Here is a 23,450-nt window from a genome sequence, read left to right as displayed (position 1 = left end):
CCTGTCAGTCGTGGTTCATGCTGGCCCGCTGACGAGCACGCTTGTCACGCTCAAACTTTTCGAGCGCATCCTGTAGTTGCCGATCGAGTTGCGTGCCGTTCCCGCTACCATCAACGGAAATGTGATACTCGCTTTTGCTCTGGTCGATGTAAGAACGCCCGGCGGGTGCGGTGACAGGTTGGTATGCCTGATAGCCGCTATAAGTACTGGTAGCCGGGATATAAGAGTTACCCTGCGTGGCTGCGTTTGCTTTTGCGGCAGTCTGGTCAAGCGTACTGGACTCTTTGTTGATTATGCCGAGCTTCTCAAGTACCCAATCAATACCGCTGCGCAGCTTATTGAATGCTGTAAGCGGTAAAGTAAGAGCGTCGGCAAGGCGCTGACCAAACAACACACCGGCATCTCGGAAACTGTTTAACGTTTCCTGTGATGATTTAACCGGCGCAATCAGATTGTTAAACCAGTCCCATGCGGCTTTAAGTTTTCCGCCTAGCCAGTCAAACATCGGTTTAAGCGGTGCAAATAGTTCTGCTACTGGCGCGAAGGCCGTGCGCAATCCTTCCATCACACCGCCAAAAAACGCGCTGATGGGTTCCCAATATTTACGGATGAGCAATGCCCCGGCCACTATTGCGGCCACGACAGCAACAACCGGCCAGGAGATCGCGCCAATTGCAGTCACAACGCCACCGGCCACCGTAGTAAATACGGTACCGAGTGCCGTCGCAGCGGCGATGATGGCATTTACACTGGTTATCACCGGCCAGGCAATCAGTCCAATAGCCCCAATCATCCCCACGACCCCGATCGCCACAGCGGTAATCACCCCCAGCGTCTGCGCGAGCTCTTTATTTCGCTGGATCCACTTATCAAGTTTGAGCACGTAGCCGGTAGCGGTTTGCACCAGTTTACGTAAAGAGGACTCCTGCTGGTCAAAAAGGTCAGTACCTACAGCCTCATATGCCGACTGAAACTCTTTAAAGTCGCCGCCGAGGTTTTCCTGCATAACCTTAACTAGTTCCTCCGTCTTACCGTCAGAGGCTTTAAATGCAGCCGTGAGCTTATCCAGCTTTCCTGATTTAGCCGCGTTCATCAAAACAGCGGCGGCAGAACTGGCCTCTTCGCCAAATATCGTTTTCATGTATTCAGCGCGCTGACCGGTACCCAGTTTATTTTTATCAAAACTGGCCTGCATTTCCTTCAGGATGGTAAATATCGGGCGGGTATTCCCTTTACTGTCTGACGTTTTAACCCCAAGCTCTTTAATCGCCGCGTAGGCTTGCCCGGTCGGTGCCTGGAGTCGACTTAAAATAGCGCGACTACCCGTACCAGCCATTGACCCCGTAATTTTCGCATCATGTAGGGCGCCAACCATTGCAGCGGCTTCCTCAATGCTGACACCGGCATTTTTCGCCACCGGCGCAGCATATGTCAGCGCATCACTAAGCCCGTCAAAATCTGCGGCGGTTTTATTCATTGTCATCGACAGGACATCACCGATGTGAGAGACCTGCTCGTTAGTAAGCTGGAAAGCTGATTTCATCCCCATCAGCAAACCGGCGTTCTCTTCCATTGTTCGACGGTTAGCAAGCGCCATATTAAGTGTGACGGGCGTCGCCGCCTGAATCGCTGCCGCGTCTCCGCCTGCTTTCGCAATGATAATCTGAGCACCGGCCGCATCATCGGCAGAGGCGGCAGTATTGTCGCCCAGCAGTCGGGCCTGCTTTCGCAACGCAGTCATTTCTGCGGAGTCTTTCGCCACGCCGAGTACAGCCTGTAACTCGGAGTTTTTCTGCGCAAAATCATAACCCGGTTTCATTAGTGCAACACCGGCCAGCGTGCCTGTCGTCGCCATACCGACACCGGCGGCACCCATTGCGGCCGCATTTCCGGCCAGCTCTTTACCGGCCTGATATCTCTGCTTAACCGCATTGAGCTTTGCCTGTTGCGCGCTGACCCGCGCCAGCGCTTCACGCTGACGATTGAGCTGTGCTGTCGTTTCGCTAATGTTGGTTTTTAACCGGCGTTCATCCGCGGCCAGGGTACGGGTATTAATTCCCGCCTGGCTGAGTTCCTGCCGCTGGCGCTGTACAGCCTGCCGTAAGCTGTTGTGTTTAAGCTGTAGCGCGGCGGCGCTTTTTCGTGCAGCGTCCATCGCCTGCGCCTGTGCACGGGTAGGCTGCTCCGTATTTTTGAACTGGATCGCCAGCGCGGCGGCTTCCTGTTTAGCTTTCTTCAGCTCCTGACCGGTAACGGCGAGTTGCGCGCTGGCCTTGCGAAATCCGTCAATACGGGATGCCTGACCGTTAAGCTCACGCAGTGATTTTTGAGTGTCCCGGATATCACCAGACAGCGTTTTACTCGCTGTCTGGATGGTTTTAAACGGGCGGGTCGCCTGGTCAACAGCCTTGAGTAAAACCTGCAATTTAACGTCGTTACTCATTCGTGTTTCCGCTTCGCTGTAGCGCCTTTTCGCGCCAGGTGGTGAGCTCGGTCAGGCTCATGGGATATAATTCTGATGGCGGCCAGTGAAAAATCACCGCGATATCCGCCATCAGGTCATCGACCGACATGTCTTTCGGGAAAATTAATCCGCCAAATTCGGCGACAAAAAACCGATCACCTTTGTTGCCAGCGCCATCAGGTCGGGTAAATCCATCATGACGACATCCGATTCGGTAAGAGAAGGACTGGTCATACGCGGCAGCACTTTAATCAGGGCATCCACTTCAGAGCGAGCGACGTCCGCCAGGCTAACGCCGCGCAGGGTTCCGGCGTTGGGTTTCATCAGGGTGATTTTTTCTATGACCTGCTCGCCGCGTTTGATCGGGTTTTCCAGGGTGACTATGCTTTCTTTGCTCATGAGTTTCTCACTATTTACGGATTCCGGGTTAACCGGCCAGACATGCTGGCCGGGGAAAAATTACAGGCCGATATTGCGGCGGTGCTGGTCGAGTCGGTCGACGCCGTTCACCTTCTCAATCATGTTGAGGACGTCGATTTCTACCAGCTCTTTACCGTTCATGGTCAGCTTGTAGTAAGTGCAAACCAGCGATAATTTGCTGCTGGTATCCTCGCCCTGTTTGCTCTCGCCGTTATCGACTTCCTTCACCTTGAAACGGGTCTCAACTTCCACCGCCACGGTTTCGCCGGTATCGTCCCGCTGGTAAGAGCCTGCATAGCGCAGTAGCGTCCCGGTACCGACGGCACCATAAAGTGACCAGATCGCATCATCAGGGAAGCCGCCGAGGGAAATCTCCATCGCCAGCGCGTCATCGTCGAGGCCGAAATCGACAGGGGCCGAGCCTGACATCCCGCCGCCCCGGTAATTTTCCAGCTTACGGGTCAGCTTTGGCAGGGTGACGGACTCGATAACGCCGAGATAGCTGACGCCATCCAGAAACGTGTTCAGGTATTTGAGCTTGCGCGGCATTGCCATTGGTCAGGGCTCCTTAATTGCTGTTAACCGATGACACCAGATTCGCCAGGTATTTGTCGGTAATGCGCTGGCGTAGCGTCATGTTTTCGAGAGGGGGAACCGGCGTATAGTCGTAATCGATATACAGTTTCCCGGCTTTGAGGGTCTCCGCGTCGTTAGCCGATTCATCAAACCAGCAGGTCGCATCGACGATATAGCCCGCCGTTTTCATCTCGCGGAATTTCGCATTGATACCCGCAACGATGTCCCGAATCAGGGTGGCGGTGATGGGCTTATCGACCGCCCACATGTGACCCGCAGCCATTGTGTCGGCGATAACCTGCGCGGTGCGGGTGTAGTTCTCGAACAGAAACAGCGGGTCATCGGAGCAGCAGCGGTTGCCCCAGAAGCGGAAACCGTCTTTGCGAATGAGCGTGGTGACGCCAGCCTCGTTAAGCAGGTCGGCATCGGTGCCGAGTTCCTGCAAATCCCAGAAGATCGACGCGCTGATGCCGGTGACGCCATTCACGCCAACGTTTGACAGAGTTTTGTGCCAGCCGGTGTCCTGGTCGATTTTGGCGCGCAGGCCCAGCGCGCGGGCGGTCGCCCAGGCGGTCTCTGTCGCGTTCGCCGTGGTATCCCATGCCAGAAAATCCGGCCAGATAACCATCAGCTCACGCTGGCTGAAATTCTCGCGATAGAGCATCGCCTCGGAAATGTTCTTACAATCCCATGCGCTGATATAGCCAAAGGCGCGCAGCTTCTGGCAAATCGGCGCGAGGGCGGTCGCCACCTCAAGGGAATCGAGGCCCGGCACGCCAAGGATGCGCGGTTTAACGCCGGTGACGGCCTCCGCCGTGAGCAGCGCTTTCAGCCCGGTGTAATTGCCGTTTTCGTCGGTGCCGCCGATGATATTAGAGATAGTCTGCGCTTCGGCATCGTCACCGGTACCTTCGGCTACGCGCACAACGACAATGACCGGCTTCGACTGGTCGGCGATCGCCTGGAGGGATGCGGCCAGGGTGCCTTTTGTACCCGCTTTGGCGATGGCGCTTTGCACGCTGGTAATCAGTACGGGCTTATTGAGTGGGAAGGTGGAGGCATCGGCATCGCTGGCCGTGCAGACCATGCCGATAATCGCCGTTGATACGGTGGAAATGACGCGGGTGCCGTCGTTAATCTCGACAACCTGGACGCCGTGATGAAAATCGCTCATCCGTTTAACTCCGTGGTTAAGGGTGAGCATTATTTTCAATCGTGGTGGAAAGGGTGACGAGTCATCCCCGCTGTAACAGGGATAGTACAACAGGAATGACCGTCACGGGTCAGGCGATGCGGCTCCAGCACATCAGCAGGGTGTGGGCTTCCACCACACTGAACGATTTACCTTCGCCTAGGTTTGCCGTTTTGCCGCTGGTCGAGTGCTTATGTGGGGGCACAATGACTTCATGGTCATGCTTCCCGCCCATATCCGTGACACCCAGCTCTTTCGGGTTAAAGAGCTGCCGAACATCCCCGCCTATTTCCCACGGGTTATCCTTACCAGCGACACCACCATGATTGTGCTCGCCGTCTTCAGATGTTCTTATCTTCTGCTCCTCCTGTTCACTGGTTTCGCCGCTCACGTCAATCTGTACCGCAGGCAGGTTTGCGCGTTGGAGCGTAACGCTATCGCTGCCGCCAGTCTGCCCGACGTTTGAACCGTCAGCCTTGCAGACGCGTATCGTTTTGTTTTCGCCGGTGTACACCCATTCAGACCAGGGCCACTTTTCATTCGGGTTGACGTTCCGATTAAAAAAGCGTGTGGTTCCAACCGGGTTTTCATCCTCCCAAAAATCACGCTTAGCCGCCGTTATCGCATCAGCAATCACCTGCTGAATATCCGTGTCGAGCTGCCCTGCGACATTATCGGCATAATCCTTTGCCTCATTCTTTGCCCGCTCAACCTCAGCGACTGAGGCAACAATAACGGCCGGGTCGGTCATCAGCTGTACATCGGCGGTATTGTTAACCGCTATCCACAGATTTAGCGCCTGCTGCCTGCCAGAACCTTCAGCGAGGAGCGGCTTATACGACGGCGGTAGGTTTGCCAGTGCCAGACACACGCCCTCATCGTCATAGAGCGCCGCTTCGCGCAGCCAGAATCCGCCGACTTGGGGGAACATCACCATTTCGGCCCGGATGATATTTGCGCCACTGTCAGCGATAACCAGCCTGTTAAGCGGGGCGCGGTACAGTTCATTAATCAACCCCGTCTGCGTGGCGTAGGGTTGCGTCAGCGTCCCGCCGCCATCTCCGACGCCCATATGGGAGAAGCCTACTGGCTCCCCCGTCAGCGCTGCCGCTGCCAGTTTCGCTTCTCCGGCAGGCGTCAGAATCGCAATATATTTTTTTCCTGCCATTGCGCCACCGCCTTAAATGCTGATACCGCGACGGGCAAAATAGCCCTGGAAATAGGCATAAATCGCCGTGATTTCGGCATCAGATAGCGCACGGTCAAAAATCATCGCGGCCGCGATTTCATTATCTGCCGGTACCTCGGCGTTGTTATGACTCCGCCCAATCATGTACGTCAGCCCCGGTGTGACAAAGGATTCCATCGTGCCCGGCGCCGTATTGCTGTTATTTTTATTGCCGGTTACATCGCCGAGGCTCAGGGTTTTACCGGTATCCCTTGCATAAATAAATGCAGGGCTTCCGTCCAGAAGTGATGGCACAAAATACGTCGAAAAAGAAATATTTGACTCTTCTCCGCTGGCGTTCTGCCCGGTGTAATGCGAGTACATCGTTAATGCCCCGGCCCCCGACCCGAACAGCACCGAGCGGCCAAACGCTTTATCACCCTTATAACTCGAAATTAAAAACTGACGACGTGCCTCGACCTTCCTTTTTGTGATCGTGATTAAGGTTGCCTGTTTGGTATTTTCAATCCCAGTATCAATAAAATCATTTGCGGTAAATTTTGCAAAATGATTATTCACAACAGGCGAACCACTAACGACAACATCAACCCCATTTTTTGCGAAATTCTTAGCAATGCCACGCCCGTAGATACCCACATATAACATACCATCCGTATTAAACGGGGGATTCCATCCGTCCGGGTTTGCGATAGTATTCGACGGGACGTTAGATTTAATAACCATAACCATATTGTTTACTCTCCGTAAGGAATATTCAGACAAAACTGCACTGAGGCGTTATTTAACGGGTATGGTTTGCCAACCAGCTCCGGAATATTTTCCGTTTCGTACTGGCCCGTTCCTGCTTCAAAAATAAAATCATCCAACGCGTTAAACTTATCGCTGTCAAAAACGTTGCCGTTTCCAGTGTGCGCGGTCTGGTCGGCATACCAGAGTTTCGCGTCCCCGCCGATATCGCGGCCCAGGGTAATTTTGATAATGGTGTCGGCCACAATCTCAACCCCGGTTATTGCCACCGTCCCGGCGCTGTCAGTCACCCGAAACCCTTTATCGGCGTACATGGTCGCGGTGTATTTGACATAGGTCGGCCTGAACATCAGCGGCGGAGATGGCACGTGATAAAACACGAAAACCTCGCGCCCGATAATTTTGATTTTAATCGGCCCCAGCGGCTCCCATCCTTGCCCCTCGTTTAATACCAGGTGCTTAACCTGGGCGACTTTCATATCAAACCAGCGGTAGCCGTTCGGCCCCAGGTGACCGCCTTTGTCCGGGTAGTGGTAGACCGGCCCGACCATATAGGCGTTATCGTTTTCCTGGCAAAACTCCCACTGCGCCATCCCGATAGACAATTCGGCATCGTCGCGGGTATATCCCGCACCCGTCTGATACATAAACAACGCTGGCGGCGCTTTTTGTCCGGCAATACCGACAGCCATATCCGCAATCATGTCGTTGTACAGCTTTCCGAGATTGAGCTTATAAGTCGCCTTGTCATTTGAGCCGTTCATCTTCAGATAATTCCACTCGCCCTGGATCCAGAGAATGGCCGCGATGGAATACGAAACGCCGAGCTGGTCAGCCAGCGCTTTCACCTGCTGCACGACCTGTAGCGGGCGCTGGTAAATCTCAGGGGATGCCCCTTTTGATAACTGTTCAATGCTGCGGCCGTTAACGCCGGTGCTGGACAGGACAAAGCGCCGGGTCGGGTCACGCTCCATGCAATTACGTTGCAACCAGAGACGACGCAGGGCGTTAGCCATTGCCACGCCGCCTTCGCCTTCATTTCCGGCCCCAGGAGACAGGGCTGCAACCTGCTCATCCGTCAGCAGATTGTTGCCGGTATCAGACTGCACAACAGCCCGCAGCGGTTTAAGCGCAGCACCACCCAGAGGGGAAAATGCCGCATTAGTCCGGCTGGCCGGGCGAATAGAATTACCCAGCATCAGGTTATCGTATTCCTCGATCACCTCCTTACTCAGAGCGGGCCACCCCTCCTGCTGCGTACCAAGACTTTGACTGTAAATAATCAGGTGATTCAGTCCACTAACCAGACGCTGCACAGCCGCGTTATAGCGAGCGCGGACGTTTTGCGAATACGCCTTGTTTTGCGCGTCGGCGGCGGTGAGGTCGAAGCCTTCATCCGGGCTTTTTTTCACCCCGATGAGTTCGCCTTTCTCATCCGTCAATGCTTTGAAAAAACCTTCCTCATCCTCAAGGTTCAGCCAGCCTGTTCCGCCGGCTTTCGTCGTAAATTTACCGTCACCACTCAGCGCGTGCGGGGCCGGCTTCCCGGACTGGTCAGCCACATCAGAATAAAATCCGTCCACATCCTCCAGACGCAGCCAGGCCCCATCCGTGGTTTCGGTGTGGAATTTGCCGCCGCCGTTCAGCGTCCCCGGGCGTTGCCCGATGCCTTCCGGCCCGATAATCGTCACGGTGAACCCGTCCGGGTCACGGTAAATCAGTCCCGGCTCACCCTCTTCGTGCGAGATTTCCATGTCCTTTACATACAGACCATCCGGGGCGACCATGCAATTAATGGCCCCGAACGCGCCGCTTGCCATTACACGGAAAAAAGAAAACCAGTCATCATCAACAAAATCCAGCATCACATCGCCATCATGACGCGCCTGGAAAAAGTTGTTTTTAATTTCCTGCACCATTTTATCGCTGGGTAACTTCTTCCCGGTAGATGTGGCAACCCCATTAATATTTTTATATTCATCCAGCCAGTAATCAGCATCATCAGTGCGCACGGTAAAGATGGCATCCGGTTTAATTAAACCGCTATCAATATCCGCCTGCGCCTCTGATTCGTTATCGTAAGGCTTTTCACCTACGGAATAACCTTCCAGCATTTGCATTAACAGTAACGTGCGGTTGGCGAGTTCCTGAGCCTGAATATTTGCCGCGCCACCTCGCCCCCCTTCAACCTTATCGGTACGGGCAATTTGTGGAACCTCTCCCCATTTAGGAGTTTCGATAATATTTGTCATATTATTTCCCGGAGTAGTGATAATTACCGTCATAATTCACGGCTGCGTCATAATAAATACTGTCGTCCGGTTCATACCCCGGCGGATAAACCGTTATTACTTCCCCGTCAACTATTGCCGCGCCTATATGCGCCGTACCGTAGGCACTGGCCGAGAGTGTCAACTGTGATATATGGCGACTGACCGGCTTTGCATCACCGATAATCCGCTCCAGCTCTTTAATCATCGGTTCAGAGACGCCGATATCATTGAGGTCAATCTCAAGGCGGAATGTCCCGGCGGGGTCTGCCACCTCCCACCATTCCTGGAGGGTCATGCTGTAGCCCAACGTTTCAATCACCCGGCGAACGGCGGCAACGGTGCCTTTGCGTTGGTGGATCCAGAAAGCATCATTGACCGCCTGACGCTTTTCGACTGCTGACCAGCTCTCTTCCCAGCGGTCGACAGAAAACGCCCACGCAAGGTAGGGCAGAAACTTTACCGGGCATCGCCAGGGGTTCCATAAATCACGCAGCGGAACAGATAAATCGCTGATGACGGCGCACGCTTCGGCGGCTCTTTGTTCCAGCACCGACGACCCGGTCGCCATCAGCGAGTTACTCATCAGATCCCCCGATCACGACACTGGTTTCGGTGCAGTATGCGGCCTGGGTTTTGTCGAGCACGACGTCGGCCAGCGGCTCGCGCAGTTCGACGCGCTGGACCCCCTGCACATGCAGCGCGGCATAGATGGCAGATAGTCGAATGTCCCGGCCGAGGCGGCGCTGCTCGGTGATATAGGCGGTTAACTGCGCTTTCGCGGCGGCAAGAATGGGCTCTGTCGCCGGGCCGGGGTAGACGTACAACACCGCATTGACCGCATAACTGACAATTTCGGCCGAGACGACTGTCAGGCGGTCAGCGACCGGGCGCACGCTCTCATCATTCAGCGCGGTACTGACGGCCAGCAATAAATCATCCGATGCCGTGCCGTCACCTTCCCGCGACAGGACCGCGATAGTCACCTCAGCCGGGGCCGGACTGTTCGCCGAGGCATCCGCCACACGACCATCTGCGCTCAGAGCGTGAAACTCATAGGCACCGGTCGGCCCGGCAACACTCATGCCCTCAAATGCCGCCGGGATGCGCTGACGTAAATCGCTGTCGGATTCCAATACCGCAGCCACTGGCGGTATTTGCGTATCGTCACCCGGAGTGATGACCAGGCGTTCAACGTTATTATTTGCCGCGAGCTGGTCGAGGTCGTTTTTGATGGCATAGGCCACCATCCCGGCTTTCGCCGCCTCGTTAATGCGCTGGCGTAAAATCACCTCGCGATAGGCGTTCTCTTCCAGATATTTCACCAGTGGCTCTGACTCCAGCGTTAATGTCCTGGCGACTGCTTCCTGCTCATCTTCCGGGTACAGTGAAATCAGCGTCGCTTTGCGCTCGGCGAGGATGGTTTCAAAATCCAGTGTTTCCACCACATCAGGCGCGGGGAGCTGGCTCAGGTCGATAACTGCCATAGATTCAACTCACAGGAATGGTTAAGGAAAGGCTCTCGCCGGTATCGGTGATTTGGCCGGTCACGTCGACGACCATTTGCCCGTTAAACTGCCGCGCTGTGGTGATACTGGTCAGCCTGACGCGCGGCTCCCACTTCAGGATCGCCATGTAGCACGCCGCCATAATTTGCAGCTCAAGCGCCGGGGTCTGAGGCTGGTCTATCATCTGCGACAACAGCGAGCCGTATTCACGACGCATGACGCGGGAGGCGACGGGCGTGCGCAGAATATCCCCGATGCTCTGGCTGATATGGTCAACGTCTGAAATGCGCTCACCGGTCGCGCGGTTCATGCCGAGATAACTGGCTGTCATTGGGTGCCCTCCGTCCATTCATCGCCGCGTTTGATGCCACCGTGCCCATGTTTATCCACATGGACACCGTTGGATGTGAAAGCGCCGCCGCTGTGATCGATGTCGCCGGACATCTTCCCGCCTTTTTTCACCTCCAGCGTACCGGTCGTCAGCTTGTTGGTGCAGACCACCTCCGGTGTATCGAGGGTGACGCGGGTCGAGGCCTTGACCAGCACCACCGGCACGCTGACGGCAATCGTATCGGATGCGGTCACGTCGGCAGTTTTAATGCCGGTGACGGTCAGCGCGCCGGTTTCCGGCTCATAACTCATAACGGCACCGTCGGGAAACTCAACGTGCCAGGCGTCCTCCGAGGCCGACGGCGCGGGGTTGTCGTCGGAATAAATACCCGGCAGTACAAAAGCGGTATCGAGCTCACCGCCCACGGCCAGAATCATCACCTGCTCACCAACAGAGGGAGCCCACCAGGTGCGCGAGCGCCCGGCCCGGTGCGTCAGCCACTGGAGCCAGTCGGTATAAATGCCACCGGTCTGCACGCGACAGCGCCCGGCGTCGAGGTCAGTTTCGACGACAATGCCGGTGCGGATCATGTTGCGTATCGCGCGGGCGAGTTCCTGGATAGATGCGAGTGTATTCATGGGAGAAAGGATGCCGCCAAAGAGAATTGGCGGCAATCAAAGAGCGGTGTATGAAGTCTTACACAAAAGATCTTTTATTTATAAACCTGATGAGTGATGTCATCAAAAGTCATTTCCGAGTTTGCTTTTCTTGCTTGAAAAACTTTAGCTTGATAATTAAGGGAGGATAAGAGATTAATGGTGTTTTCTTTTTTATATTCGTTCATGCCTATACCAAAAATGACTTCTTTGAGTGAGGCTTTTTCGAAGGGGAGGAAATTAACTTCCCCATCACTACTTAACCTGACAATCCTCCACTCATCCTCATAATTCCAAGCGTATTTCTTTTTAAAAAAACTTGGATTCAACCTTTCAACTGCGTACCGTACAATTTTTTCTATTGCACTATCTTCACTCAAAATGGAGTCTAATTGTTCAATGGCCACGTCAAAACTTGAAGGGTGATGTAAAACATAATCAGAAATTGCCTTCATACCTTCACTTACAATATCGTCTATCAAGCTATCCTTTTTATTATAATGGACCTCGTTTATTTCCTTGAAGAAAAACTCACTTCTAAAATCAAAACCTAGAACCGCCCCTTGATGATACTGCGCATAGTGAGACCACATTAGTATGTGATCTTTATTAGGTGTTAAGCATAATATTCTATAATTATCAATATACCTATCCCACCCTAGCCTCAAATCTTCAATGGCATCTTTAATAATACTCTCAAACTTTTCTGTATCCACCTCCCTACGAATAAACTCCTTTAACTTTTCTTTATACACCTCATTGTCTTTTGAATGTTTTGAGAACATCCTTTCGAGCATAAGCTTTACTTTTACCTTACCCGAAAACCCAGGGAAATTACTATCAAATGGATCATTAAAATCACTCGGCTTTGATATCCTTAGACTGCTGTTTTCTATGATTTTTATTAAGGTCTCACTGGTCATGTATTTATATAGCATACTAGGCGTAGCCATGTTGTCACCTCACCATTTCAAATGATATTAAAAAACACTGTTCCACATACCTTTTATCGTCATCTGACAACCCTACTAATATACGCTCTGGATATTTGACAGCAACCCTTTGGTACTTTGATTTATCCTTAAGTCCTAACTGGTGAATACGGGCGATACGCTGCACTTTCCCGGTAAACTCCACCACCGCCGCGCTATCGCCGCCGCTCGCTTTCATATAGCGGTTGGTACGCAGTTTCGCGAACATCTCGCGCTTAATCCGGCCTTTCTTAGCTCTGACGGGCTGGCGCTTACGCGGGGTAAAGGGTGAACCGTCCGGCGCTTTCTGAGATTTAATGCGCTGCTGTTGCCGCTGGCGCAGTTTCTTCGCAATGTCGCCGGTCATCCGACGCCGCCCGGCGGGGGAAAGGGCCGCTATCAACCCGGCAAGCTTGTCCTCAAAGGGTTTGAAGTCATTCATCCCATTTACTCACCAGTTCGCCATTACTCCACATTTCGACAGGGCTCGTCACCGGCTCCGGCGGTGGCGGCTCCGGGATGTTCTCAACGTACATTGCACCGTCGACCTCGTTGACCAGCGTGCGCTCGGTCAGCAACAGGCTGATGCTGACATCGAGGCTGCTGTCGTTATTAATGTCAGCGAACCAGGCAAATCCTTTTTTTCGCCCCTCGTCGGTTGTCATGATGTCCGGCTGATTGACGCGCAACCAGGCCATAATCGGCACAAACAGCAGGTCAATATCATCGGTAAAATCCGTGACCACGATGTTAAGCGTGTACCGCTTTTCAAACGACAGGGAGCGCGCCAGCGTCGCCGTATTGTTGCCATCGTCCAGGCGAAGGTGAAGCATATCGGGGTTGGTACGCAGTACCGGCACCGCATCAGTTAAGGCTTTTCGAAGACTGTTGGGCTTTTGCATCGATTTCATCCTGGCATTGTTTCACCGTATCAACCTGGATTGCGCAGCTTTTCAGGGCGTTTTCGAGCTGGCGTATATCCGCACTCAGGTCGCCATTAGTCAGCGGATCGCTTCCCGGCATCGGGCAGGGGCTGACCTTCGGGCAGGCGTTGTAAACAATCACCGGCGGCGGCGTTGGTGCAGGCGGCGCGCTGGTGCAACCGGCGCACAGCATCAGGTAAATCATCGCGATACCAGCGGCGAAACGCGTCATTTTCATTGAGTAACCTCGTGATAGTTTGTTCACGCCGGAAGGCCAGCAGGTTAGCCGTGGTGAGTTTGTCCCACATGGCAACCTGCGCCAGCTCTTTGCGCTGCGACTGCTCTGCGGCAACGTTGAGCTGATTTTTCAGCATGATGATGGTGGTTTTCTGCGTACCGGCGACCCGGTTCGCACGTTCAAATGAGGCCCGCAAATTGCTGTTATCGTGTCGCATCCACAGCAGCCCCGCACCGGCCAGCGCCAGCAGGATAATGACTATTTTCATGCGGATACGCCTCCAGCCTTGCGCCACACTGCGACCAGCCTGTCGAGGCTATGCTCACGCTGACCGTATCCTGCACCCGGCAATGAAGCCCAGATATTGCGACAACGGGAAATCGCGCGCTCGATGCGCCCCTGCTGCAAATCTTCCAGCGCACCACGCTCCCGAATAAGCTGAATGGCGAGCCTGTCCTGTGATACCGGGCTGAAATCCGGCAAAGCGAGCTGTTTCTGATAATGCGGCCAGAACAGATAAAGCTGCTGGTAACGCCCGGATGCCGTGGATTTTTCCCCGCGACGATTGAAGACCTTCGCCGGGCGTCCACCGGCGAACGGGTGATCGCGATAATCGGTAAAAATCTCCGGCTTGCCATCGATACCCGTGACGATAACGTCGTAACCGTTGTTTCGGGTCAGCGGGTGCGTCGCTGTACCCTCTGAAAACGCCAGCGTGTCGAGGAATGCCGCGACGTTGGGGTGTGTCTTAATGACCGCCATCGCTTTCACCTTTTTTAATCCTGCGCTGAATCGCAATTTCCACCGCCTGATAACCGGCGATACCCAGCATCGAGCCAAATCCGCACACGGCGGCGGGCGGCAGGTCGGGAAACTGCACCAGCGCCACCCCGGCCACCATCGAGACAAAGCCGCCCAGCAGCATGCGACCAATAAAAAGGCGAGCAGTGATGGGTTCGCCACCGGCCAGCACTTTCCCGACGACAATCAGCACGCCGATCACAAAGAGTGACAGGACGCTTTTTTCACCTTCCGTCATGTGTTTACTCCCACAGATTAATTGTTTCAGTTACGGGGGATGACTGGACGTCGGGCAGTTCGACCACCGTGCCATGTGGCAGCACTGCGCCGAGCTCAGCCAGCCCCGGATTTGCGGCGAGCACCGACTCGAATACCCCCTCAGTACGCCCGTAATACCGGGCGCAAATCATGTCGAGCGTGTCGCCCTGTTGCGCGATGGCCTGCATCAGATTTGGCTCACGATGCAGCGGGGTTTGTCCTGGACGCGTGATACCGCCCAGCGCATGTCCCGCCATAACTCGTCGACAGTGGTATCGATACTGTCGGCTTTTTTGTCGCCTTTGGCGCTGGTATCCACACCGCGATAACGCTCGTAGAGCGTGGCGGTCGCCATTGAGGTGACGGCGCGCAGGTAATAGAAAACGCGCACGCTTTCGCCGTCGAGATCGTCAGCCGGTACGTCGGCCAGCTTGCTAAAACCCCCGGCAATCTGCTGTTCCCGCCACAAAAACAGCTCGGCATTGGTTTCGGCGATGCCGGTTTTGATGGCCTCACGCAGCCGGGCCGGGGCGACGGTCTGCTCAAGGCGCATCCCTTCACGCACGCGTTTCGGGTCGATGTCAGGAAAGAAAAACGTATTTTTTATCACCGGCTCATCGCTGGCAGGCGGCGGGATGACCACCACGCCACCCGGCTGCGGCTCATCGTTCTTTTTAATAATCAGCGTCGTCATGACTACCTCTGAATAGGTGGGCGGTGGACGCCGGTCTCAGGTCGGGTAAAACCCCCTCATCGACCGGCGTGCCGCCCTGGCGCGGGGCGCATTCTGTTAACCGGCGGTCTTTTTCGGTCGGCCACGTTTAGCCGGTGCCGTGGTTTTCACGGCGCGCGGCGCTCTTACCGGGGCTTTAACGACTGTTGCCGGTTTGGGCTTGAGCTCTCGCTCAAGCCGTTCAATGTCTTTTTTGACGCCTGCCTGACAATCGAGCTGCATCGCTCGCTTGAGGTGGGCCAGCGCGTCGGCGGGCTGTTTGTTGTCCCGCAGCACCTGGCCGGTTATTTTGTGCAGTTTTGCGCGTACCTCATCAGGCATATCGGCGGCGGCGGTCAGCGCCAGCGTGTCGAGTAGCTGGCTGACGACGACCGGTTCACCGGAGGCATGGGCGCGCATGGCGGCGAGTGCCACCTCTTCGGTAAACATGTACTGCGGCGGGCGGCGGTGTTTACCAGGCATGGTCAGACCGTACTTAAACGCGTAGCGGGCAATATCCATCGCGCCGCTGATATCGCCGACATCAAGACGCCACAGCATGACGGTCATCACGATGTCATCCTGCGCGCCTTTGCCCTGTTCCAGCACGCCACTAACCCACGGCAGATAGAACGGCAGCAGCTCGCGCTTTTTCGTGGCTTTCAGCTCTTTACCAAAGATGGCTTTTAACGTGCGTTGGTCTGCGGCCAGCTTAACCAGCATCTGCTCGTAGGCAGTGGCATGCCGCAGCGGGTTGTTTTCCCGCTGCGCGGTTTCAATGGCCGAGACCCGCATCATGTGACGCTGTGCGGGGCTCGTCATTGGTTAGCCCTCCGGTTGCGCGGCAGAGAAATCGCCCAGCTTGATATTTTCAATGAAGCACCCGGCGGCGTAGGTTTCGACCACATAATCGATGTTCATCGATTCGTAGTTTTCCACCTGGTCAAGTTTCGGGTTTTCGATGATGGATCGGCGGTGGCTTTCGTCCATGAAATAGATGGACAGGTTATCGAGACGCGTCACCATAATCGCGTTCGCCGGGAAGTACGGCACACGGACGGCGGGCAGGTTGCCGATGCGTTTCTGGCTGATGATGATGTCAGCCGCGAGCGCTTCGCTGTTCGGCTGGTCTTTGTTGACGATCGGGAAATATTTATCGGCCAGCAGCTTACGACCCACAATCGCTACAAGTTCGGCATCTTCCTGATAAATCTCGTCAATCAGGTTGTCGGTTGCATCCATGACCAGCGCATCGAGGTTAACGTAATCGCCGTTTTTACCCACACGGATCACAGCGGAAACAACATTCCCTTCTTCGTCGACAATTTTGCTCATCACGCGGGACGGCGCTTCATTACGGTATTTCTGCAGCCAGCCGACTGCGACGTCCTGCAACATCGGATGAGTGGCACGGTCAGAGGTTTCGGCACGCTCAACGCCGTTGAACCCGGCCATGATGAAATCGAGCGCCTGCCGCTGGATGATGGCATCACGAATACGGCGCTGGAAGTCCTGGAAGCGCGCCCACAAATCCAGCTTTTTATATTTGAAGTGAAAGTCAAAGTTGACCTGATCGCATTCGTACTTGTTGGACTCCAGCGCGGTAAAGTCGGCGGTTTTACGCTCCTTGCCGCTGTTGGTGTCCGTAGTACTGGCGATGGTGCCATTGACGCCGACGCCAATTTTTTCCCCCTTCAGCTCATCCACCGGCACGATATTAATTTTCTGCAAAAAGGCCGAGGACATCTGCACGGTGTTCATCATGGTTTGCGTGACGGACGGCTCGACGGAGAATTTTTTACTCACGTCGTCCGGGTCGATGCCGTTCAGCTCAGCAACGCGGGACATGTAGGCATTGAATTTAAAACGGGTTTCCTGACGCATAGTCTTTCCTGTTTGGTTAAATCGGGTTGTCTGACCGGGCAAGCCTGTCGCCCGGCGATAAATTCATGACCGTTTAGCAGTCGGTCAGCAGCTCATCGCCACCGCCACCGGTGGAGAGCTTGCGGCGTGGCTGCGCGGTGCTTTCGGTTTTATCCAGCGACGTTTTTAACTTGCTGAATGCCTGGCTGGTCTGGTCGGCCTTCGTGGTGACGTCCTGTTTCAGCGTCGCAAAGGCATTTTCCAGCGTGGCAAGACGCAGCTCAGTGGCGGTGAGGTTTTCCTGCACATGTTCACTGACGGTAGTCACGGCTTCATGCACATCCTGAAAACGGGCGTCATCGCTGGCCTGTTTGCGGCTGAAGATCGCTTTCACTTTGTCGCTCAGGGCGGTAAAGACATTTTCCGCCTGGTCTTCAAACTCCAGCTCGGCGAGGGTGGCGACGGAAATCAGGTTGCCCGGCTCGGCTTTGAAGCGGTTGAGGGGGTTAAATTTGGCACCCCGGCAAAATTCGAGGTATTCGGTGCCGAGGCTGGCCGGGTCATCGGTCACGGCGAGGCCGACCAGGTAGCATTTACCGCTATTGGCGAAATTCGGCTGAATTTCCATTGAGGTGTAGACCTTCTGCAATTTTTTATTCATTGCGATAAGGTCATCGGTCGGGGTGATTTTGGCGAACAGCGCCAGCTTGCCTTTCAGTACCGAATCATCGTCAATCTTTTCAGACTTCAGCTCAACCACATCGCCGTAACGGCTGAACGGGCCATCCGGCAGGATGCCTTTCAGGTGTTCGAGGTTAATGCGGCAACCATAGACGCGGGGGTCAAAGGTCTCGGCCATTTCCTGAATATCCGTCGCGCTGATAACGCGGCCGTCACAGGTATCGCCTTCGACGCCGATGCGAAACCATTTTGAAACTTTTTTTGCCATTGTCAGGAGTCCTGATATCGGGTTAACGGGTCGGGGTTAGTTTCCCGACGTCGCCGCCCACCCGCTATCAATCCCGGATGGCTTATCCCTCACACAACAGCACCTTAGCGATTCGCATCACCCGTTTATTTAGCCTTGCCCTGTATCAATCACGGCGAGGCATCCATGACCATCACCACCGACACCACTTTATTAAACGACCCGCGACGCCAGGCGGCTTTACTGTACTGGCAGGGGTTTTCCGTGCCGCAGATTGCCGAAATGTTGCAGACCAAACGCCCGACGGTGCAGAGCTGGAAACAGCGCGACCAGTGGGAGGAAACCGCACCGCTGAACCGGGTTGAAAGCACCTTAGAGGCCCGGCTGATTCAGCTCTACGCAAAGCCCAACCTGACACCCCACGATTTCAAGGTGGCGGATTTTCTGGCCCGACAGATGGAGCGCTTTGCGCGCATTAATCGCTATGGCCAGACCGGAAATGAGGTTGACCTTAATCCCAATGTGGCCAACCGCAACAAAGGCGACCGCAAAAAGCCGATAAAGAACTTTTTCAGCGACGAGGCTATCGAGAAACTGGAAGAGATTTTTTTCGCGGAGTCTTTCGAGTATCAGCTCCGCTGGCACCGCGCCGGGCTTGAGCACCGTATTCGCGACATTCTGAAATCGCGCCAGATTGGGGCGACGTTCTACTTTTCCCGCGAGGCGCTGCTGCATGCGCTGAAAACCGGCCATAACCAGATTTTCCTGTCAGCGAGTAAGACGCAGGCGTATGTATTCCGCGAGTACATCATTCAGTTTGCCCGCCGGGTCGATGTCGACCTGACCGGTGACCCGATTGTCATAGGCAACAACGGCGCAAAGCTGATTTTTCTCGGCACCAACTCAAACACCGCGCAGAGCCACAACGGCGACCTGTATGTCGACGAAATTTTCTGGATCCCCAACTTCCAGAAACTACGCAAAGTGTCGTCGGGCATGGCCTCACAAAGCCACCTGCGCAGCACCTACTTTTCGACACCTTCCACCCTGGCACACGGCGCTTACCCGTTCTGGTCGGGGGAATTATTCAACCGGGGCCGCGCCAGCGCCAGCGAGCGGGTTGACATCGATATCAGTCATGACGCGCTCGCCGCTGGCGTAGCGTGTCCTGACGGTCAGTGGCGGCAGATTGTCACCATTGAGGATGCGCTCGCCGGGGGGTGTACGCTGTTCAATCTGGAGCAACTCAAGCGCGAAAACAGCGTCGACGACTTCCGCAATCTGTTTATGTGCGAGTTCGTTGACGACAAGGCGTCGGTGTTCCCGTTCGAGGATTTGCAACGCTGCATGGTCGACAGTCTGGAAGAGTGGGAAGACTTTGCGCCGTTCGCCGACAACCCGTTCGGCTCCCGCCCGGTCTGGGTGGGATACGACCCTTCGCACAGCGGCGACAGCGCCGGGTGTGTGGTGCTCGCACCGCCGGTTGTCGCCGGGGGCAAGTTTCGCATTCTGGAGCGCCATCAGTGGAAAGGCATGGACTTTGCGACGCAGGCCGAATCCATCCGCCAGCTCACCGAGAAATACAACGTCGAGTACATCGGTATCGATGCGACCGGCCTCGGTATTGGCGTCTTCCAGCTGGTTCGCTCGTTTTATCCCGCCGCCCGCGATATCCGCTACACGCCGGAAATGAAAACCGCAATGGTGCTGAAAGCAAAGGACGTTATCCGCCGTGGCTGTCTCGAATATGACGTCAGCGCCACCGACATCACCACCTCGTTTATGGCTATCCGCAAGACCATGACCAGCAGCGGGCGCAGCGCCACCTATGAGGCCAGCCGCACCGAGGAAGCCAGTCACGCGGACGTCGCCTGGGCGACCATGCACGCGCTGTTAAACGAACCGCTGACCGCTGGCAGCGGCCAGGCCACATCGTCCATTCTGGAGTTCAACTGATGAGTAAATACAAAGGCCGCAAGCCGCAGCCACAACAGCGCCCGCGCAACATGAAAGACAGCGCGCCCCAGAAAGCGGAGGCGTTTACCTTTGGTGAACCGAGCGCCGTGCTCGACCGCCGCGATATTCTGGATTACGTGGAATGCGTCAATAATGGCCGCTGGTTCGAGCCACCGGTCAGCTTTAACGGGCTGGCAAAAAGCCTGCGTGCCGCCGTTCATCACAGCTCGCCGATTTACGTTAAGCGCAACATTCTGGCCTCAACGTTTATTCCGCACCCGCTACTGTCACAACAGGACTTCAGCCGCTTCGCGCTTGATTTTCTGGTGTTTGGCAACGCGTTTTTAGAGCTCCGAAAGAGTGTCACCGGTCACCCGCTGAAGCTGGAAGCGTCACCGGCGAAATACACGCGGCGTGGTATTGAGGATGATGTCTACTGGTGGGTGCCGTCATTTGACCAGCCGCACCCGTTCGCGCCGGGATCCGTATTCCACCTGCTGGAGCCAGACATCAACCAGGAGCTGTACGGCATGCCGGAATATCTCAGCGCGCTAAACTCCGCCTGGCTGAATGAAGCGGCGACGCTGTTCCGTCGCAAGTATTACCAGAATGGAGCTCATGCAGGTTACATCATGTATGTGACGGACGCCGCGCAAAGCGGTACCGATGTTGAGGCGTTGCGCGATGCGATGCGCAGTTCGAAGGGGCTCGGCAACTTCAAAAATCTGTTTTTCTACGCACCGCACGGAAAACCGGACGGCATAAAAATTGTGCCGCTTAGTGAGGTGGCAACGAAAGACGATTTCTTCAATATCAAAAAAGTCAGCGCCGCCGACCTGCTCGACGCTCACCGCATCCCGTTCCAGCTGATGGGCGGCAAGCCGGAAAACGTCGGCTCGCTCGGTGACATCGAAAAGGTGGCAAAAGTGTTTGTTCGTAACGAGCTCATCCCGTTACAGGACAGAATGCGAGAGGTCAACGAGTGGGTCGGTCAGGAGGTGATCCGGTTCAAAAGTTACACCCTCGACACCGAAAGTGACTGATTTCCGCCGCCTCCGGGCGGCTTTTTCTTACCCCCACGCCTGATCGCCTCAAAAGCCCGCCACGCCCTCGAACGCCTCCGCATCGCCCACCGACACCCTCGCGAATCCGCGCGGCGCAGCGACGCGCTCAGGTTGCGAAAATAAATGCGCAAAAGTACGCTGGCGCGCAGTGCTTTCCCCGCCACGCCTGCCCGCTTCATGGGGCGATTTTAATGCAGGTGCACGAATGCGCCGGAGGCGCTCCGGTACTGGCTGTGTTGATAAGTAGCATGTGAGTAAAACACATGCGATTTAATGCAGAAAAATGCAACCAATATCATGTCGTTGTAAGTAGGCGGAGATGAGTACTTGATTTGAGACTTGTCAGGACTTATCTTCGTTCTAACTTATTGATAGTTAGTAGCTAAACACATACTAACTTAACAAGGAACTAATGTATGTCAGAATTTGAGATAAAGATTGATTTAAATGTGCTTAATCATCTTGGAATGAGTCTTTATTCGAACACCCCAGCAGTATTGACGGAAATAATCTCTAACGCTTGGGATGCTGATGCTAAAAATGTTGATATTACCTTAGACGTTGATAAAGGAGAGGTTATTATCAAGGATGATGGCCATGGTATGTCAAAAGATGAAATAATTAATAGGTTTCTCAAGGTGGGTTATGCCCGTAGGGAACATGGCCGCGCTAAAAGCGATAACTTGAAACGTCAGGTTATGGGTAGAAAAGGAATTGGAAAATTAGCGATGTTTTCACTTGCCAATAAGATTCAAGTCTACTCTTATAAGAAGGGAGAAGAACCTCAAGCATTCGAGGTTGATGTTAAAGAACTTCAGGAATGTATAAAAGGCACGAGAAATTATATTGCTAATTCCATTCCAATCCCAGAAGGCTTACCCTATGGTACAACAATTAAATTATTTGAGCTTAAAAAAGCGATCGATAGAACACAAAGTTATTTAAGGAAAAGGATAGCTCGGCGGTTCAGTATTATTGGGCCAAATCATAACTTTACTGTTAAAATTAACGGCACAGACATTAACCCTTCCGATAGAGACTTTCTGTCTGATCTAGAGTTTTTATGGGAATTTGGACCATCAGATCCTGAGCGAGTTAAATCATGTGTTAACTTAACTCAGAAAAACACACTTCCAAATGTTATTATTTTTGAAGGTGTTGAGGTTCAGGTAAGTGGTTACATCGGTAGTGTTGGTCGTCCATCTCAGCTTAAAAAAGACCCTGAAATCTCTAACAACACAATAACTGTAATATCAAATGGCCGTGTGTTTGAAGAGGATATTCTTCTTGAATTTGGCAGTGCTAAAGTATTTACGAATTATCTCGTCGGTGAAATCGTAGCAGATTTTTTAGATGATAATGAAAAACCGGATATGGCTACATCTTCTCGACAGAAGCTACAACAGAATGATCCAAGATATCCAGTATTGAAGTCTTTTTTGGAACGCTCACTTCAACAAATCGATAAGGATTGGGATAAGTGGAGACGAGAAAAGGGTATTGATGAAGTAAAACAAAATACACCAGCTGTAAGTGATTGGTTGAACTCGCTAAAAAAACATGAGAGAGACAGCGCTGAAAAATTATTGGGGAAAGTAAATACGTTTCGTTTCTCTGGGGATGAGGATGAACAAAAAAGTGCAAGAAAAACAGTTTTGAAAAATACTGTCCTAGCATTTGAACGTTTAAGAATTCAAGATAATCTTGATGCACTGGACAAAATAAGTAATCTTCAATCTGAAAACTTTAAGGATGTCTTTGCATCTGTTAATGATATTGAAGCTAGTATGTTTTATGAAATTACCTCTCAGAGATTAAAAGTCATTGAAAAATTTCAGAAGATTACAGACGATAATGAACTGGAAAGAGCTGTTCAGATGTATCTTTACGATCACCTTTGGTTGCTGGATCCATCATGGGAACGAGTAACCGGGTCTTCAGTAATGGAGCAAACTTTAACTAAGGAACTGAAGCAGGTTAATCCTGATGCAACAAGTGGAGCGCGAATCGATATTGCATTTAAAACTGTATCTGGAAAACATGTGATTATCGAGATGAAACGGCCTAAAGTTCAGCCTGATATAATGGCGCTTGTTGCTCAAGGACATAAGTATGTACAAGCAACAACCCAATGGTTTAATAATAACCCCAAAAGCTGTCCTGGCGGAAATATCCCTCATATTGAGGTTATCTTTTTGCTGGGTACAGGATATCATGCAGCAGATCAACATTTTGTAAATATGCAATTATTATCAATTAACGGTAAGGTATTGACATACAGTGATTTAATCACTCAATCAAAGCAAGCATATGCTGAATATCAAGATAAGAAAAATGATGCAGCTAGAATAATGAAAATTGTGGAAGGTATCTAAAACAAAAG

27 protein-coding genes are annotated in these 23,450 nt (G+C 53.4%); 3 read left to right on the top strand and 24 right to left on the bottom strand.

The features are described from left to right. Positions 1-4: 4 nt before the first annotated feature. The 24 genes from ACLH1U_RS06725 to ACLH1U_RS06610 all read right to left on the bottom strand — a co-directional run bounded on the left by ACLH1U_RS06725 (position 5) and on the right by ACLH1U_RS06610 (position 18,068). Positions 5-2,443, bottom strand: coding sequence for a phage tail tape measure protein (locus tag ACLH1U_RS06725; protein ID WP_411299153.1), 2,439 nt, complete (start codon positions 2,441-2,443; stop codon positions 5-7). After that, the gene (locus ACLH1U_RS06720; protein WP_014343413.1) at positions 2,436-2,555 is read right to left on the bottom strand and encodes a GpE family phage tail protein; all 120 of its coding nucleotides are present in this window, start codon (positions 2,553-2,555) and stop codon (positions 2,436-2,438) included. Before ACLH1U_RS06720 ends, ACLH1U_RS06725 begins: the two co-directional genes overlap by 8 nt. A gap of 32 nt (positions 2,556-2,587) precedes the next feature. Then, complete coding sequence (locus ACLH1U_RS06715) at positions 2,588-2,863, bottom strand: phage tail assembly protein (protein WP_135720618.1); 276 nt, start codon at positions 2,861-2,863, stop codon at positions 2,588-2,590. A 60-nt stretch (positions 2,864-2,923) separates the two neighbouring features. Next, on the bottom strand, positions 2,924-3,439 hold the full coding sequence (locus ACLH1U_RS06710; RefSeq protein ID WP_014343412.1) for a phage major tail tube protein: 516 nt from the start codon (positions 3,437-3,439) through the stop codon (positions 2,924-2,926). A gap of 13 nt (positions 3,440-3,452) precedes the next feature. Next, on the bottom strand, positions 3,453-4,634 hold the full coding sequence (locus tag ACLH1U_RS06705) for a phage tail sheath protein (protein ID WP_411299152.1): 1,182 nt from the start codon (positions 4,632-4,634) through the stop codon (positions 3,453-3,455). A gap of 109 nt (positions 4,635-4,743) precedes the next feature. After that, positions 4,744-5,820 carry a phage tail protein gene (locus ACLH1U_RS06700; RefSeq protein WP_064163664.1) on the bottom strand — a complete coding sequence of 359 codons (1,077 nt, stop codon included), beginning with the start codon at positions 5,818-5,820 and terminating at the stop codon, positions 4,744-4,746. Positions 5,821-5,832: 12 nt separating this feature from the next. Then, on the bottom strand, positions 5,833-6,570 hold the full coding sequence (locus ACLH1U_RS06695) for a hypothetical protein (protein WP_411299151.1): 738 nt from the start codon (positions 6,568-6,570) through the stop codon (positions 5,833-5,835). 5 nt (positions 6,571-6,575) lie between these two features. Further along, positions 6,576-8,840, bottom strand: coding sequence for a hypothetical protein (locus ACLH1U_RS06690; RefSeq protein ID WP_411299150.1), 2,265 nt, complete (start codon positions 8,838-8,840; stop codon positions 6,576-6,578). Between the two features lies 1 nt (position 8,841). Further along, the gene (locus ACLH1U_RS06685) at positions 8,842-9,429 is read right to left on the bottom strand and encodes a phage tail protein I (protein ID WP_411299194.1); all 588 of its coding nucleotides are present in this window, start codon (positions 9,427-9,429) and stop codon (positions 8,842-8,844) included. A 7-nt stretch (positions 9,430-9,436) separates the two neighbouring features. After that, positions 9,437-10,345: a baseplate assembly protein gene (locus tag ACLH1U_RS06680; protein WP_411299149.1), complete on the bottom strand. Its 909-nt coding sequence runs from the start codon at positions 10,343-10,345 to the stop codon at positions 9,437-9,439. Between the two features lie 4 nt (positions 10,346-10,349). Next, a complete protein-coding gene (locus tag ACLH1U_RS06675; RefSeq protein ID WP_411299148.1) occupies positions 10,350-10,697 on the bottom strand; it encodes a GPW/gp25 family protein in 348 nt (115 codons plus the stop codon). Continuing rightward, positions 10,694-11,335 (bottom strand): phage baseplate assembly protein V, encoded by a 642-nt coding sequence (locus ACLH1U_RS06670; RefSeq protein ID WP_411299147.1) that lies wholly within the window; start codon positions 11,333-11,335, stop codon positions 10,694-10,696. Before ACLH1U_RS06670 ends, ACLH1U_RS06675 begins: the two co-directional genes overlap by 4 nt. A gap of 74 nt (positions 11,336-11,409) precedes the next feature. Continuing rightward, positions 11,410-12,306: a DUF2971 domain-containing protein gene (locus tag ACLH1U_RS06665; RefSeq protein WP_411299146.1), complete on the bottom strand. Its 897-nt coding sequence runs from the start codon at positions 12,304-12,306 to the stop codon at positions 11,410-11,412. Positions 12,307-12,310: 4 nt separating this feature from the next. Continuing rightward, positions 12,311-12,766 carry a phage virion morphogenesis protein gene (locus ACLH1U_RS06660; protein ID WP_411299145.1) on the bottom strand — a complete coding sequence of 152 codons (456 nt, stop codon included), beginning with the start codon at positions 12,764-12,766 and terminating at the stop codon, positions 12,311-12,313. Continuing rightward, entirely contained in the window at positions 12,759-13,226 is a 468-nt protein-coding gene (locus tag ACLH1U_RS06655; RefSeq protein ID WP_040227505.1) for a phage tail protein, read from the bottom strand. The genes ACLH1U_RS06660 and ACLH1U_RS06655 overlap by 8 nt, the downstream gene beginning before the upstream one ends. Beyond that, positions 13,189-13,440 (bottom strand): Rz1-like lysis system protein LysC, encoded by a 252-nt coding sequence (gene lysC / locus ACLH1U_RS06650; RefSeq protein ID WP_142744847.1) that lies wholly within the window; start codon positions 13,438-13,440, stop codon positions 13,189-13,191. Before lysC ends, ACLH1U_RS06655 begins: the two co-directional genes overlap by 38 nt. Next, positions 13,322-13,753 (bottom strand): Rz-like lysis system protein LysB, encoded by a 432-nt coding sequence (gene lysB / locus ACLH1U_RS06645; RefSeq protein WP_411299144.1) that lies wholly within the window; start codon positions 13,751-13,753, stop codon positions 13,322-13,324. The genes lysC and lysB overlap by 119 nt, the downstream gene beginning before the upstream one ends. Beyond that, positions 13,750-14,247 (bottom strand): glycoside hydrolase family protein, encoded by a 498-nt coding sequence (locus ACLH1U_RS06640; protein ID WP_064149092.1) that lies wholly within the window; start codon positions 14,245-14,247, stop codon positions 13,750-13,752. Before ACLH1U_RS06640 ends, lysB begins: the two co-directional genes overlap by 4 nt. Beyond that, on the bottom strand, positions 14,234-14,524 hold the full coding sequence (locus ACLH1U_RS06635) for a phage holin family protein (RefSeq protein ID WP_004195910.1): 291 nt from the start codon (positions 14,522-14,524) through the stop codon (positions 14,234-14,236). The genes ACLH1U_RS06640 and ACLH1U_RS06635 overlap by 14 nt, the downstream gene beginning before the upstream one ends. A gap of 4 nt (positions 14,525-14,528) precedes the next feature. Then, positions 14,529-14,732, bottom strand: a complete 204-nt coding sequence (locus tag ACLH1U_RS06630) for a tail protein X (protein WP_004175163.1) — start codon at positions 14,730-14,732, stop codon at positions 14,529-14,531. Beyond that, positions 14,732-15,238, bottom strand: a complete 507-nt coding sequence (locus tag ACLH1U_RS06625) for a head completion/stabilization protein (protein ID WP_411299143.1) — start codon at positions 15,236-15,238, stop codon at positions 14,732-14,734. Before ACLH1U_RS06625 ends, ACLH1U_RS06630 begins: the two co-directional genes overlap by 1 nt. A 96-nt stretch (positions 15,239-15,334) precedes the next feature. Further along, positions 15,335-16,078, bottom strand: coding sequence for a terminase endonuclease subunit (locus tag ACLH1U_RS06620; protein WP_064149091.1), 744 nt, complete (start codon positions 16,076-16,078; stop codon positions 15,335-15,337). Between the two features lie 3 nt (positions 16,079-16,081). Next, a complete protein-coding gene (locus tag ACLH1U_RS06615) occupies positions 16,082-17,140 on the bottom strand; it encodes a phage major capsid protein, P2 family (RefSeq protein WP_411299142.1) in 1,059 nt (352 codons plus the stop codon). Positions 17,141-17,213: 73 nt separating this feature from the next. Then, positions 17,214-18,068 (bottom strand): GPO family capsid scaffolding protein, encoded by an 855-nt coding sequence (locus tag ACLH1U_RS06610; RefSeq protein ID WP_064149090.1) that lies wholly within the window; start codon positions 18,066-18,068, stop codon positions 17,214-17,216. A 165-nt stretch (positions 18,069-18,233) separates the two neighbouring features. On the opposite strand from ACLH1U_RS06610, the gene ACLH1U_RS06605 reads away from it, so the two are divergent. The 3 genes from ACLH1U_RS06605 (at position 18,234) to ACLH1U_RS06595 (ending at position 23,442) form a co-directional block, all read left to right on the top strand. Further along, entirely contained in the window at positions 18,234-20,003 is a 1,770-nt protein-coding gene (locus ACLH1U_RS06605; protein ID WP_411299141.1) for a terminase ATPase subunit family protein, read from the top strand. Further along, a complete protein-coding gene (locus ACLH1U_RS06600) occupies positions 20,003-21,046 on the top strand; it encodes a phage portal protein (protein ID WP_411299140.1) in 1,044 nt (347 codons plus the stop codon). The genes ACLH1U_RS06605 and ACLH1U_RS06600 overlap by 1 nt, the downstream gene beginning before the upstream one ends. 437 nt (positions 21,047-21,483) lie before the next feature. Beyond that, positions 21,484-23,442, top strand: a complete 1,959-nt coding sequence (locus ACLH1U_RS06595; RefSeq protein WP_222920578.1) for an ATP-binding protein — start codon at positions 21,484-21,486, stop codon at positions 23,440-23,442. Positions 23,443-23,450 lie beyond the last annotated feature (8 nt).

This window comes from Klebsiella sp. 1SOBk5mer (genome assembly GCF_046603115.1).
Classification (GTDB): Bacteria; Pseudomonadota; Gammaproteobacteria; order Enterobacterales; family Enterobacteriaceae; genus Klebsiella; species Klebsiella quasipneumoniae.
The sequence above is the reverse complement of the archived record's forward strand: the minus strand, read 5'-3'. Positions and strand labels throughout refer to the sequence as shown.

Bases quoted from the DNA above. Each gene is read 5' to 3' on its own strand.
- ACLH1U_RS06725 (WP_411299153.1), bottom strand. From the start codon at position 2,443: ATGAGTAACGACGTTAAATTGCAGGTTTTACTCAAGGCTGTTGACCAG.
- ACLH1U_RS06720 (WP_014343413.1), bottom strand. From the start codon at position 2,555: ATGGCGGATATCGCGGTGATTTTTCACTGGCCGCCATCAGAATTATAT.
- ACLH1U_RS06715 (WP_135720618.1), bottom strand. From the start codon at position 2,863: ATGAGCAAAGAAAGCATAGTCACCCTGGAAAACCCGATCAAACGCGGC.
- ACLH1U_RS06710 (WP_014343412.1), bottom strand. From the start codon at position 3,439: ATGGCAATGCCGCGCAAGCTCAAATACCTGAACACGTTTCTGGATGGC.
- ACLH1U_RS06705 (WP_411299152.1), bottom strand. From the start codon at position 4,634: ATGAGCGATTTTCATCACGGCGTCCAGGTTGTCGAGATTAACGACGGC.
- ACLH1U_RS06700 (WP_064163664.1), bottom strand. From the start codon at position 5,820: ATGGCAGGAAAAAAATATATTGCGATTCTGACGCCTGCCGGAGAAGCG.
- ACLH1U_RS06695 (WP_411299151.1), bottom strand. From the start codon at position 6,570: ATGGTTATGGTTATTAAATCTAACGTCCCGTCGAATACTATCGCAAAC.
- ACLH1U_RS06690 (WP_411299150.1), bottom strand. From the start codon at position 8,840: ATGACAAATATTATCGAAACTCCTAAATGGGGAGAGGTTCCACAAATT.
- ACLH1U_RS06685 (WP_411299194.1), bottom strand. From the start codon at position 9,429: ATGGCGACCGGGTCGTCGGTGCTGGAACAAAGAGCCGCCGAAGCGTGC.
- ACLH1U_RS06680 (WP_411299149.1), bottom strand. From the start codon at position 10,345: ATGGCAGTTATCGACCTGAGCCAGCTCCCCGCGCCTGATGTGGTGGAA.
- ACLH1U_RS06675 (WP_411299148.1), bottom strand. From the start codon at position 10,697: ATGACAGCCAGTTATCTCGGCATGAACCGCGCGACCGGTGAGCGCATT.
- ACLH1U_RS06670 (WP_411299147.1), bottom strand. From the start codon at position 11,335: ATGAATACACTCGCATCTATCCAGGAACTCGCCCGCGCGATACGCAAC.
- ACLH1U_RS06665 (WP_411299146.1), bottom strand. From the start codon at position 12,306: ATGGCTACGCCTAGTATGCTATATAAATACATGACCAGTGAGACCTTA.
- ACLH1U_RS06660 (WP_411299145.1), bottom strand. From the start codon at position 12,766: ATGAATGACTTCAAACCCTTTGAGGACAAGCTTGCCGGGTTGATAGCG.
- ACLH1U_RS06655 (WP_040227505.1), bottom strand. From the start codon at position 13,226: ATGCAAAAGCCCAACAGTCTTCGAAAAGCCTTAACTGATGCGGTGCCG.
- lysC (WP_142744847.1), bottom strand. From the start codon at position 13,440: ATGCTGTGCGCCGGTTGCACCAGCGCGCCGCCTGCACCAACGCCGCCG.
- lysB (WP_411299144.1), bottom strand. From the start codon at position 13,753: ATGAAAATAGTCATTATCCTGCTGGCGCTGGCCGGTGCGGGGCTGCTG.
- ACLH1U_RS06640 (WP_064149092.1), bottom strand. From the start codon at position 14,247: ATGGCGGTCATTAAGACACACCCCAACGTCGCGGCATTCCTCGACACG.
- ACLH1U_RS06635 (WP_004195910.1), bottom strand. From the start codon at position 14,524: ATGACGGAAGGTGAAAAAAGCGTCCTGTCACTCTTTGTGATCGGCGTG.
- ACLH1U_RS06630 (WP_004175163.1), bottom strand. From the start codon at position 14,732: ATGCAGGCCATCGCGCAACAGGGCGACACGCTCGACATGATTTGCGCC.
- ACLH1U_RS06625 (WP_411299143.1), bottom strand. From the start codon at position 15,238: ATGACGACGCTGATTATTAAAAAGAACGATGAGCCGCAGCCGGGTGGC.
- ACLH1U_RS06620 (WP_064149091.1), bottom strand. From the start codon at position 16,078: ATGACGAGCCCCGCACAGCGTCACATGATGCGGGTCTCGGCCATTGAA.
- ACLH1U_RS06615 (WP_411299142.1), bottom strand. From the start codon at position 17,140: ATGCGTCAGGAAACCCGTTTTAAATTCAATGCCTACATGTCCCGCGTT.
- ACLH1U_RS06610 (WP_064149090.1), bottom strand. From the start codon at position 18,068: ATGGCAAAAAAAGTTTCAAAATGGTTTCGCATCGGCGTCGAAGGCGAT.
- ACLH1U_RS06605 (WP_411299141.1), top strand. From the start codon at position 18,234: ATGACCATCACCACCGACACCACTTTATTAAACGACCCGCGACGCCAG.
- ACLH1U_RS06600 (WP_411299140.1), top strand. From the start codon at position 20,003: ATGAGTAAATACAAAGGCCGCAAGCCGCAGCCACAACAGCGCCCGCGC.
- ACLH1U_RS06595 (WP_222920578.1), top strand. From the start codon at position 21,484: ATGTCAGAATTTGAGATAAAGATTGATTTAAATGTGCTTAATCATCTT.